The organism is Paenibacillus sp. NPDC057886 (assembly GCF_042796655.1).
Lineage (GTDB): Bacteria > Bacillota > Bacilli > Paenibacillales > Paenibacillaceae > Paenibacillus.
The window spans coordinates 57022-69108 of the sequence record NZ_JBHVMZ010000016.1 but is presented as its reverse complement, the minus strand read 5'-3'; the positions used below and the strand labels follow the sequence as shown (position 1 = coordinate 69108).

General features: G+C 47.7%; 13 protein-coding genes. 1 reads left to right on the top strand and 12 read right to left on the bottom strand.

Translation table 11 applies throughout. The features are described 5' to 3' along the window. Positions 1–515: 515 nt before the first annotated feature. The gene (locus ACFVQB_RS33010) at positions 516–1073 is read right to left on the bottom strand and encodes a hypothetical protein (protein WP_379449401.1); all 558 of its coding nucleotides are present in this window, start codon (positions 1071–1073) and stop codon (positions 516–518) included. Positions 1074–1150: 77 nt separating this feature from the next. Between ACFVQB_RS33010 and ACFVQB_RS33005 the strand changes: the two genes are divergently transcribed. Continuing rightward, complete coding sequence (locus ACFVQB_RS33005; protein WP_379449398.1) at positions 1151–1750, top strand: TetR/AcrR family transcriptional regulator; 600 nt, start codon at positions 1151–1153, stop codon at positions 1748–1750. A 152-nt stretch (positions 1751–1902) separates the two neighbouring features. Here ACFVQB_RS33005 and ACFVQB_RS33000 read toward each other — a convergent pair whose 3' ends face one another. From ACFVQB_RS33000 to ACFVQB_RS32950, 11 genes are all read right to left on the bottom strand, one after another. Continuing rightward, complete coding sequence (locus ACFVQB_RS33000; protein WP_113055740.1) at positions 1903–3240, bottom strand: TrkH family potassium uptake protein; 1338 nt, start codon at positions 3238–3240, stop codon at positions 1903–1905. A 189-nt stretch (positions 3241–3429) separates the two neighbouring features. Beyond that, the gene (gene lysS / locus ACFVQB_RS32995) at positions 3430–4947 is read right to left on the bottom strand and encodes a lysine--tRNA ligase (RefSeq protein ID WP_062329341.1); all 1518 of its coding nucleotides are present in this window, start codon (positions 4945–4947) and stop codon (positions 3430–3432) included. 121 nt (positions 4948–5068) lie between these two features. Continuing rightward, positions 5069–5545: a transcription elongation factor GreA gene (greA, locus tag ACFVQB_RS32990; RefSeq protein WP_076292137.1), complete on the bottom strand. Its 477-nt coding sequence runs from the start codon at positions 5543–5545 to the stop codon at positions 5069–5071. A gap of 244 nt (positions 5546–5789) precedes the next feature. Then, positions 5790–6809, bottom strand: coding sequence for a tRNA dihydrouridine synthase DusB (dusB, locus tag ACFVQB_RS32985; protein WP_379449393.1), 1020 nt, complete (start codon positions 6807–6809; stop codon positions 5790–5792). A 132-nt stretch (positions 6810–6941) separates the two neighbouring features. Then, positions 6942–7145 (bottom strand): helix-turn-helix domain-containing protein, encoded by a 204-nt coding sequence (locus tag ACFVQB_RS32980; RefSeq protein WP_063568397.1) that lies wholly within the window; start codon positions 7143–7145, stop codon positions 6942–6944. Beyond that, complete coding sequence (gene folK / locus ACFVQB_RS32975; protein ID WP_379449384.1) at positions 7097–7645, bottom strand: 2-amino-4-hydroxy-6-hydroxymethyldihydropteridine diphosphokinase; 549 nt, start codon at positions 7643–7645, stop codon at positions 7097–7099. Before folK ends, ACFVQB_RS32980 begins: the two co-directional genes overlap by 49 nt. 9 nt (positions 7646–7654) lie before the next feature. Then, positions 7655–8017, bottom strand: a complete 363-nt coding sequence (folB, locus tag ACFVQB_RS32970; protein WP_379449381.1) for a dihydroneopterin aldolase — start codon at positions 8015–8017, stop codon at positions 7655–7657. Between the two features lie 102 nt (positions 8018–8119). Further along, entirely contained in the window at positions 8120–8983 is an 864-nt protein-coding gene (gene folP / locus ACFVQB_RS32965; RefSeq protein ID WP_379449379.1) for a dihydropteroate synthase, read from the bottom strand. After that, on the bottom strand, positions 8980–9864 hold the full coding sequence (locus ACFVQB_RS32960) for an aminotransferase class IV (protein WP_379449376.1): 885 nt from the start codon (positions 9862–9864) through the stop codon (positions 8980–8982). The genes folP and ACFVQB_RS32960 overlap by 4 nt, the downstream gene beginning before the upstream one ends. Before the next feature lie 2 nt (positions 9865–9866). Beyond that, a complete protein-coding gene (gene pabA / locus ACFVQB_RS32955) occupies positions 9867–10442 on the bottom strand; it encodes an aminodeoxychorismate/anthranilate synthase component II (protein ID WP_379449374.1) in 576 nt (191 codons plus the stop codon). Positions 10443–10490: 48 nt separating this feature from the next. Continuing rightward, entirely contained in the window at positions 10491–12062 is a 1572-nt protein-coding gene (locus ACFVQB_RS32950; protein WP_379449406.1) for an anthranilate synthase component I family protein, read from the bottom strand. Between the last annotated feature and the right edge of the window lie 25 nt (positions 12063–12087).

Below are 12087 nucleotides of genomic sequence, written 5' to 3'. Positions count from 1 at the left end.
AAGTATTGAAAAGAGCGATAAGCTCATTTTGAAACTGACGAGATTAAAAATCTCATTTATTTTGCTTCCAAATCATACAGCCCGAAGGCTTGTACTGATTTCTCAGCGTCGATCTTGCAAGCAAGATCGTTACTCACTCGTTGTTCAGTTTTCAAAGATCAAACTTGTTTCATTGCCGTGTGTTGTTCACCTCAGCAACTTTTATACCTTATCACATCCGAACCAACTTTGCAAGCCTTTTTTTTAAGTTTCTTTCGAAGCTTATTCCATTTTGCTTGCCGCACCGTGTTTCTCGTGTTTTCTTGGCCGGAATTAGAATATACCATGTACAGATTTCGAATGCAACCTTTATTTTCAATAAATTATATCTGGTTTCTCAATTTAGCTATCCACCTAAAACCGGGTCTATTTATAATCCCATCAATTATCATCAACACTCTCTTTACAGAACATGCGAATCATCCTATCTTCCCCAGATAATCCGCACATTCTCCCGCCTTATTCAATTATATATGTTACTTCACTTTCTTCACAGGCATCTTTCGCGGCCATAAGCTATAACTGAAGCTGATTATAAAATCGATCCCCAGTATGATTCCCCATACTCTTATGATATTAGAGAATGCCGCAGTACGGTCCGCATCACCAATCCACCAGATCATTGCGAGCAGGAACAAGCTACCTATAACCCAAGCCAATAAATGTCTAAGCCATCCCACTCTCTCACGACTAGCATGCTCACTGCCATACACCTTGCTGCTCCGAGGACTATCTCCACCCTTGAACCAGTAAAGGAAATAACGATCAGCCCAAGCGATCATCTGATGACCATAAGCAATACTCACACCTATATATATAGCTGCAATGCCATGAACCATACTTGCTGTAGCACCCTGTTGAAGATCCATCACCGTCGCAACCATAAGAAGAACATCCACAATGGGTGTTGCCATTAACAGTGCGATCCCTGTCCGTTTCATCCCAAGCAGATAACGCACACTGAGACCTGCGGCGACAAATACCCAGAAGGCAATCTCACATCCAATAATAAAATAGGCAATCAAATGACTCACTCCTTTTATAATACAAATGTATTAAATACAATTTAACACGTTTGTATTATAATAATCAACAATGATATAATCCTTGTATGCCTAAAATAGTTGATCATGATAAACAACGTCTGCTTGTAGCCGAAGCGGCTTGGCGTGTCATCCGAAGAGATGGCATGGAACAGGCCTCCGTTCGAAACATTGCGGTAGAAGCGGGAATATCGGCCGGGTCTATGCGCCACTATTTTTCAACCCAATCGGAACTACTCCTATACGCAATGAATCTGGTATCCGAACGGGTATCGAATCGAATTACACAGATGTCCTTTGATGCATCTCCTTTGGAGAATATGAAGCTTCTGTTGTTAGAACTCTTGCCAAGTACGGATGAAAAAATGGCCGAAATGGAGGTGTGGTACGCTTTTACAGCCAAGTCCAAAACTGACCCTGTTCTCAAAGAGCATGCCGACAAAGTCTATGATGAGCTTAGACACGCGATGGCTACGGTTATTACCTACTTCATGGAGCTCAATCTCTCCCGCATAGACCTCGACAAGGAACTGGAAATTGAACGGCTATATGCACTGGTCGACGGTTTGGGAATTCATGCGATTCTTCGTCCTGACCAGATGAACACCAAGATCATGGAGGACATCCTTACCATGCATCTTGCAACATTATGTCGGGATGCGGAATAACATTTGGTCACAAATTAAATACTGCTCTATCCTTCATACAGCGGGAACCAAGTAATTGCATCTATTGAACAAAAAACCGTCAGGCATTAGTTGTAACTAACCTATGTATCCATAATAGGGTTAGTCTCCTAGATGCGTGACGGTTTTTCTTTTTATCCAATAATAATCCGGCCCTCCGGATGGCGATACAGCTTCTTCTCTTTGCGCGGACGAAGCGCGTATGCGATGGTGAGTGGTCCAATACGTCCTATAAACATTGTGAAGGCGATAATCACCTTTCCCCATACCGTTAATTCATGCGTTACTCCCACCGACAGACCTACTGTCCCAATGGCCGAGGCCGCTTCAAACATGAGTGAAAGGAACGGTGCATCCTCTGTCGTAAGTAGTAGCATTACTACAACCATGAATATGATCAAGGAAACCATAATAATCGTCAATGCTCTCATCAGCAACTCTTTCGGAACACGCTGACGGAAAAATACAATATCTTTATTGCCACGAATCATAGCATATACCGCTCCAATCATGATCAGGAACGTTGTCGTCTTGATCCCTCCCCCGGTTGATCCCGGAGATGCCCCAATAAACATCAACAGAATGAAGAAGAACTGGGTAGCCTGCCTCATCTGGGTAATATCAATGGTGCTTGTACCAGACGAACGTGTAGAGACAGATTGGAAGAACGATGCGTAGATCTTTTCGCTCCAACTGAGAGAAGCCAGTGTGTGCCCATTGGTGAACTCAAATACAAACAGTACAATTGCACCGATACCAATCAGCGCACCCGACACGGACAATACCAGTTTGGACTGCAACGATAAGCGACGGCGCTTGCGGAACTCAAACAAATCGTTCAGCACTACAAAGCCGAGTCCACCCGATACAACCAGCACGGAAGCTGTCAGGTTAAACAACCAGTCCCCTGTATAATATTGAAAACTGTTGCCGAACAGATCGAAACCACCATTATTAAATAATGAAACCGAGTGAAAAGCACCATAGTATACCGCCTGCCAAAAAGGCATCTCCGTTGCCCAGCGTAGTGCCAATATAACGGCAGCCACCCCTTCAATAGTAAACGAAAAGATCAGCACCTTGCGGATAATGCGCACAATGCCCTCCATACTATCAGCGTTAATAGCCTCTTTCAGCAGCAGCCTGTCCTTAAGCGAGATTCGCTTACCCAATACTAGCGCAAACAACGTTGCGATGGTCATGAAGCCAAGTCCACCTAGCTGCATAAGCACCATAATCACGATTTGACCAAACAGGTTGAAGGTCGTCCCTACATCCACAACGACCAGCCCGGTCACACATGCGGCAGAGGTAGACGTAAACAGCGCATCAATGAACGCCAAATGCTCACCGCTTTGATTGGAGATGGGTAGCATGAGCAGAATCGTACCGATCGTGATAATAAGCATAAAACCACCAACCAGAATCAGTGGGGGTGATAGGAATTTAGCAATGTGAAGCCTAAACTTCATGAAGGGCACCTCTTTTAACATAATACATACAGGTAGACGAAGAAGATCTGTCATATATTCATAGCAGGCATGTTGTTTCGAGTAATCTGTCACTTCGATACCTATGTAAACCTAAAGAGGAACTTGCCACCAGCATCATACTGAACGGCAGGTTCCTCTTCTATTATGAACGAGTTAAACGTTCCTTATTTAATCCTGTGTACGAGGACGCATGTGCGGGAAGAGCAGTACGTCACGAATGGACGGCGAGTTGGTCAACAACATGATCAGACGGTCAATACCGATCCCCAGTCCACCTGTTGGTGGCATACCATATTCGAGCGCACGGATGAAATCATCATCCATTTCGTGTGCTTCGTCGTTCCCGTGTTCTTTCTCCAGCAATTGTGCCTCAAAGCGCTGACGTTGATCAATTGGATCATTCAGCTCCGTAAAGGCATTTGCATGCTCACGTCCAACGATAAACAGCTCGAAGCGGTCCGTGAAGCGTGGATCTACATCGCTCTTCTTCGCCAACGGAGAAATCTCAACCGGGTGCCCCATAATAAAGGTTGGTTGAATCAACGTCTCTTCTACAAAATGTTCGAAGAATGCATTCAGAATATGACCAAATGTCATATGCTTTTCAACTGGAACCTTATGTTCTTTCGCCAAACGATGAGCTTCCTCGTCCGTCATGTGCACGGAGAAGTCCACGCCTACAACTTCCTTAACCGCGTCTACCATCGTTACACGGCGCCATTGTGGTGTAAGATCGACTTGATAGTCTGCATATTGGATAACTTGCGTACCAAGCACTTCCTGTGCGATATGAGCAACAAGATTCTCAGTCAAACGCATAATATCCTGATAATCGGCATATGCCTCATAAAGTTCAATCATGGTGAACTCAGGGTTATGACGTGTCGACATCCCTTCATTACGGTATACACGGCCGATCTCATATACCTTCTCCAGACCGCCTACAATCAGACGTTTCAGGTGAAGCTCGATCGCAATCCGCATGTACAATTCCATATCAAGCGCATTATGATGTGTAATGAATGGACGCGCAGCGGCTCCACCAGCGATGGTGTGCAGCGTCGGCGTTTCCACTTCCAGATAGCCCAGAGAATCCAGGTAACGGCGCATCGACTGAATAATTTTGGAACGAGTAATGAAGGTCTGTTGCACTTCGCGATTCATAATCAGGTCAACATAGCGCTGACGGTAACGCAGCTCTACATCCGCTAGTCCATGATATTTATCCGGAAGTGGGTAAAGTGACTTGGACAATACTTCGAGATTTTGAACCTTAACCGAAGTTTCACCTGTCTTAGTCTTGAAGATTACCCCAGAGACACCTACAATATCCCCCAGATCGAGCAGGCTGAACGCGGCGTATTTGTCTTCCGGCACAGTATCTTGACGAACATAGATCTGGATTCTGCCGCTCAGGTCCTGAATATGTGCAAAGCTCGCTTTACCCATTCCCCGCTTCGCCATAATCCGTCCGGCAATACTGACTTCGATGTGCTTCTCTTCCAGCTCTTCCTTGGTCAGTTCTTCATACTTCTTCAGAATGGAGCCGGCTTCTTCCGTACGTACGTATTTTTGGCCAAAAGGATCGATCCCCAATTTGCGGAGCTCGTCCAATTTGTCGCGGCGAATTTGTAAAAGCTCACTTAGTTCGGTTTCGGTTTCCTGATTCAAGACTTCATCCGTCATGATCTATATTCATCTCCTTATTTACATTGCAGGCATCTTCAGAGGTGTTCTGCCTCAAATGTTGAAAAAAGCTTCCCTAAGGAAGCTTTTGTCTCCGTACCCGACTGCTTCATTGCTTATATTACTTTTTGATGTCTACAATTTTATATTGAATTACGCCAGCAGGCACACTTACATCAACAACCGTACCTTTTTTCTTGCCCAGAATGGCTTTGCCAACAGGGCTTTCATTCGATATTTTGTTTTGCAGCGGATTGGACTCCGCAGTACCTACAATCGTATATTCCGTGATATCACCGAATTCCAGATCTTCTACAGTAACTGTTGCACCCACGCTTACAGCTTCGGTATCAATCTCGTCGCTGTTAATAATCCGTGCGTTCCGGAGCAATTTCTCCAACGTAATAACGCGGCCTTCAATGAAAGCCTGTTCGTTCTTCGCGTCTTCGTATTCGGAGTTTTCACTAATATCTCCATACCCGATGGCTACCTTAATCCGCTCAGCCACTTCGCGGCGCTTCACCGATTTCAGCATTTCCAGTTCTTCTTCAAGCTTCTTAAGTCCCTCTGGTGTAAGGATAACTTCCTTATCGCTCATCTCAACCGATTCTCCTGTCATGGGAATAATTTGATTGCACGGCAACGGAACCAGTGCTGTTTACAGAGCTCCGCCCGCATACATCTTCAAAACTATATGAAGTTCTCCGGAGAAACAGAACGTTCCTCCTGATGCACTAGCCTTATGACGCACATGGCGAATTTATACTGTGAAATTATAGGGTAACGGTCTCGAAAAGTCAATGTTATGCCCCCTATAGCTGTAAACGTTTTACAGCAGGAGATCAGGATGCATTTTCGGCTACTGCCGATTCTGACTCCAGATTGCCTTCGATATGCAGTTGGCCTACAAAGTTCTCCAGAATGTGCACCATCTCATCACGTTTGGTTTCTTCCATAATAACGTCTTTGATGCGAGCAGATCCTTTGAGACCTTTCAGATACCAAGCCAGGTGTTTACGCATCTCGCGAACAGCAACAGCCTCACCCTTCAGTGCAATCAGGCGATCCATATGCAAAATGGCAACCCGAATCTTCTCTTCCCCATTCGGGTCAGGAAGCAGTTCGCCGGAACTCAAGTATTGAATGGTACGATACAACATCCATGGGTTACCCAGGGCAGCACGGCCGATCATCACTCCGTCACAACCCGTTTCATCCAACATGCGACGGGCATCTTCCGGTGAAGATACATCTCCGTTCCCGATAACGGGGATGGAGACAGCCTCTTTGACATTTTTGATGTGCGACCAGTCCGCTGTGCCTGTGTAGAGCTGCTCACGCGTACGGCCGTGCACACTTACCGCTTGTCCGCCAGCGCGTTCAACCGCAAGTGCATTCTCTACCACGTAGATGTGCTCGTTATCCCAGCCGATCCGCATCTTGACTGTAACGGGCTTATCGACCGCATCCACAACAGCGGATACCATTTCATAAATTTTGTTCGGATCAAGCAACCAGCGTGCACCCGCATCACAGCTCGTCACTTTAGGAACAGGGCATCCCATATTGATGTCGATGATGTCAGCATTGGTTTCTTTGTCCACAATTTTGGCTGCTTCTACGAGGGCTTCACGATCTCCCCCCCATATTTGCAGGCTCAGCGGTTTCTCACGCTCATCTACAAACAACATCTCACGTGTACGCTTGTTACCATGCACGATGGCTTTGCCACTCACCATCTCCGCACATACGAGGCCTGTTCCGAATTCTTTTGCGATCAGACGAAAAGCCGGATTACACACGCCAGCCATCGGCGCAAGTACGACCTGGTTTTTCATTTCAATGTCACCAATTTTAAGCATGGTAGTCGTCCCACTCCTTTTTAAATCCGCAGACTCTTGCATGAATCCTGGTTGTGTTTAGTTTCTATAATGCTTCTTGCTGTATAAAATCAACGAATAATGACGATATTTTCTTGTTAGTAAAAAGCGGCCTTAGTTCCCCTGTAACTCCTCAATGCTGATCGATAGTACCCCGGCAATTAGATTCAGCTCCCGTTCAACTACTTTTCGGTTGCCTCGCTCAATCATACCCAGAATGGCCAGCGATATGCCCGTCTCAGCAGCGAGTTCCTGTTGTGTTAAACCTTTCAGCTTCCGGAAAGCCCGGATTCGATTGGCCAATTGCACGTTTTCCAAAGCTGTATTCCATCCTTTCCATCCAGTACAGACAACGATGATTGTACAAAGGTATACAAACCTGAATGCTCATCTTCGGTTACGATGTCAGCCAGTGGCACCAATACAAACGCCCGTTCACCCATCCGTGGATGCGGCAACTGCAGCCGTTCGGTATCACTTGTCTCTCCATCCATCCAGAGCAGATCCAAATCGACTGTACGAGGGCCCCAACGGATATCACGAACCCGTCCAAGCCGTGTTTCAATATCCAGCAGTTCCGTGAGCAGCTGCTCCGGCAAAAGAGTAGTCTGTACTGCAGTTGCCATATTCAGAAACGCTGGCTGGTCCACATAACCTACCGGCTCCGTCTCATACAGCGCAGAACAGCGCAGGACGGATATACGAGGATGTGCATCCAGCAACGTTAACGCCTCAAGCAGAGTCTGTTCCCGGTCACCCAAATTAGCCCCTAAAGCAATATAAGCCTCTGAAGATTCAGAGGTCGAATGTGCAATCATGATCGGTTCTCACTTTCTTGTGCGGCGAAGCTCTACAGTTACGCCCCCAAAATGAATATCAAACGGCGGATGCGGCTTCGTCACCTTGACTGTCAATGCATTGATAATAGTATAAGTGTCTAGTAAAGAAGATGCAATATGTTCGCCCAATGCTTCAATTAACTGGAATGATTTATTTTCAACGATCTGTTTAACCAGCTCATGGATTTCCGCATAATTGATGGTTTTGGTCAAATCATCGTTACGCCCAGCCTCGCCCAGATCCATATCAATCTCCAGATCAATATAATAACGCGCCCCCAGCTTCCGTTCCTCGGCAAATACGCCGTGATATCCGTAATACTCCATTCGATGCAATACCATTCTATCCATAAGTTCCGCCCGCCCTCTATTTATAATGAATTCATGGTTCGATGCTTGTTCCTATTGCAAAACGCTGCGCTTCTACTGGACGAGTCACCGGACCCGTCAGCATCATTTCCTCCGCAACCCTGGAGAAGCATACAGCATAGCATCACTCATGTCCACCGTGCGCCGAATCGGCTTCACATCATGGACCCGGACCATCTGGCATCCTTGGGCTATGCCAAAAGCAACCGTAGCGGCTGTACCTTCCAGCGCATCATCCGCTTGCACCTGCAAGGTGTTCTGAATAAACCTTTTACGCGAGGTGGCAAGCAGAACGGGATACCCCATCTCATTGAGTAGCCCGAGCGATGACATGAGCACGAGATTTTCGTTCAGACCTTTCACAAAGCCAATGCCCGGGTCCAGAATAATCTGATCGGGATGAACTCCGGCCTCAAGCGCAATCTGTATACTCTCTTGAAGATCACTGACTACATCAACCAAATAGTTGGTATAGTCTCGTTCTTGCCGGTTGTGCATTAGGATCAAAGGACATCCCAATTCTGCCGCGGTACGTGCCATCTCCGGGTCAGCCTTGGCACCCCACACATCATTGATGATGTGCGCTCCAGCCTGAATAGCCTGGCGAGCGACATCCGCTTTATAGGTGTCCACCGATATCGGAATATGTGGAGCCTGCTGCCGCAGTGCTTCAATGACCGGAATGATCCGTCTTAGCTCTTCATCAGCGCCAACAATATCTGAACCCGGACGTGTGGATTCCCCGCCAATATCAATGAGATCCGCGCCGTCTTCCATCATCTGAATGGCGTGAGCCACCGCTCGCCCAACACTGGTATAACGTCCCCCATCCGAGAAAGAGTCCGGTGTGACATTCAGAATGCCCATAATAAGTGTTCGTGTGCCCAGTTTGAGCTCTGCTAGCCCCCACGCATAATTCCGTTCATAGATGACTGGTGTAAGTGTCATGAAGTATACCCCGCTTTCTGCCGGTACATACCCAGAAGCGCTTCTGTAACCGGGCCTATATGTCCGCTGCTGATTACCGTTTCCGTTCCATCCTGATCCCGCAATGTAGTAACTGGAACGAGTTCAGCAACAGAGCCTGTCAAAAAGATTTCATCTGCCTGCAGCAGTTCCTCCCAAGGGAACAAACCTTCCTGGCAAGGCATTCCTTGCTGAGCTGCAAGCTCCAGTACAACGTCTCTGGTGATTCCCGGCAGAATGCCAGTCGCAAGTGCTGGCGTGTAGAGTACGCCCTGTCTCACCCAGAACACATTGCTGACAATTCCCTCAGCTACATGGCCATCTCTGGTTAACTGTAACCCTTCCGCTCCTTGCACATGCTGTCCGTATCCGCTCAGTTCCCGTTTCGCCAGAATGCTGTTCATGTAATGCAGCGATTTGAACCGCACTTCTCCTTCAGGCGTGTTACGAGGCGTCGACAGACGTTGAAGCATTTTCCCATTTTCATATAGAGCTGGAGAGGGTTCAGGTAGTGCTTTTGCCAATACGATATGATTGGGTTTCACATAATCCCCCGAAGGTAGCCCGAGCGGGGCCTCGCCCGCAGATACCGTATAGCGCACATAGGCATCCTGGAGTTCATTAGCAAGCAACAGGTTGTTGATCCAATCCGTTACCTCCGCTGCTGTTGCTGTGAAAGGAATGCCCAGTTCACGACAACCTGAAGCCATCCGCTGCAAATGACGTTCCAGCAGAAAAGGAGCTCCCTGATACGTCCGAAACGTCTCGAACAATCCGAGTCCGTACAAAAAGCCGTGATCCGTCACCGGAACCACGGCTGCCGCCATATTGACCAATTCTCCGTTTATCGCGGCATATTTCATCTCTATACCTTTACCTGCTGAGACAGGAAGTTACGCAGCATTTGATGACCGTGATCCGTAATGATGGATTCGGGATGGAACTGAACACCTTCAATCGCATATTCCTTGTGACGCAAGCCCATAATCTCGCCTTCCGCCGTCTCGGCCGTAATCTCCAGACAATCTGGCAGACTGCTGCGCTCCACGATCAGAGAGTGATATCGCGTTGCCGTAAAGGGAGATGGCAATCCTGTAAATACGGATGTTCCGTTATGGTGCATCTCCGATGTTTTGCCATGCATCATTCGGTCCGCACGAATAACATTGCCTCCGAAAGCCTGTCCAATCGCCTGATGTCCCAGACATACGCCGAAAATCGGAATACTGCCCTTGAAGTGATCAATGACCGCCAGACTAATACCGGCCTCATTCGGAGTACAAGGGCCCGGTGAGATCAAAATATGATCAGGCTCCAATGCCTCAATGCCTGCCAGATCAATCTCATCATTACGGCGAACTTCCACCGTCTCCCCCAGTTCACCCAGATATTGAACCAGGTTGTATGTGAAGGAATCATAATTGTCGATAACCAGTATCATATCCTTGTTCCTCCTGTTCTTCCGTCCACGCAGGGGACGGTTGCTTGATTATTTTAATTTAACAGCTTCCGCTTCCTCGCTGTAATTCACAGCCCTCATCATGGCTCTTGCCTTGTTGCGGCACTCCTTGTATTCCCGATAGGGATCAGAATCAATAACAATGCCCGCTCCTGCCTGCACATATCCGATTCCATCTTTGATGGAAAGTGTACGAATGACGATGTTCAACTCCATATTTCCGCTGTAGTCCATCCACCCAATCGAACCTGTATACGGTCCGCGACGCACAGGCTCCAGTTCTTCAATGATTTCCATCGTGCGAACTTTGGGTGCACCTGTAATCGTTCCACCTGGGAATGTCGCTGCGATCACATCAAATACGGATAGTCCATCGGCCAGCGTTCCCTCGACTTGAGAAACCAGATGCATGACATGCGAATACTTCTCGATCGTCATCAGTTCAGGCACATGGACTGATCCATAAGCTGCAATTCGCCCGATATCATTCCGCTCCAGATCGACCAGCATAATATGTTCTGCCCGCTCCTTCTCACTGTTCAGCAACTCAGCGGCCATCAACTCATCCTCAGTTTCATCCCGGCCTCTTCTACGTGTACCGGCAATAGGACGAGCACTCACCTTGCGATTATCCACTTTGACGAGCAATTCAGGTGATCCGCTCACTAATTGGAATTCCGGACTACGCAGCATTCCCATGTAGGGAGAGGGGTTCACGAGACGAAGCCATTCATAGATGTGCTCAGCACTGGACTTCAGACGTTTTTCCTGTCGCAGGGACAGGTTCACTTGAAAAACATCCCCCTGCCGGATATATTCCTGCACTGTGCGTACCGCCTGCTCAAAGTCCTGTTGAGGAAAGGAAGTATGCCATCCTTCCGTTTCCCGCTCCGAATCCGCTGATTGCGCAGTGAGATGAATGTGGCTATGGCGATGCTCCAAGGCCTGCTGCTGCTCTTCCGCCTGGGCAAATCCCAGAATATGCAGCCATCGCTGCTGCATGGCTGCTGCTCGCTCTTCTGCTTCTGCATACAGACTGCGGAGCTGAGCTTCATCCTGATTTGGCTGTACAGCCAGATGAACCATGCAGAACAGCGCCTGCTGTTCATGGTCATACGCCCATATTTCTTCAAAACGCATCCACCAATAATCCGGGAGAGCCGGGTTGTCTTCTGCCAAGGTTGGCAGCTTTTCCAGGGATCTGGCTACGTCATAACTTAGATACCCTGCACAGCCACCACCAAAGTCTGGAGCCCCGCTCACCTTTGGTGCGCTGTATGGCGCAGCCCACCTTTTTAATACTTCAAGTGGTTTACCACAGTCTGTCCGGGTATCGCTTTGAATAAGATCATGAATAACAGCTTCATTGCCCTTGCCGGAAATAACGGATACCGGGTTTAATCCCAGAAAGGTATACCTTCCGCCTTTTCCATTTTCCAATACTATTGCATAGGGTGACGCCTGCTGCCAGGCTGCTTCCCACGTTAACGGTAAACCGCCATGATACGGTCCATTATCCGACTTGATCATATACGGCATCATGGTCCAACCTTTTCCGGCCCACTCTGTCCAGTCGGCGTATGTTGTCATCAGGTGTGTCATTGCGGTTTGCCGCCCTCCATCTGTC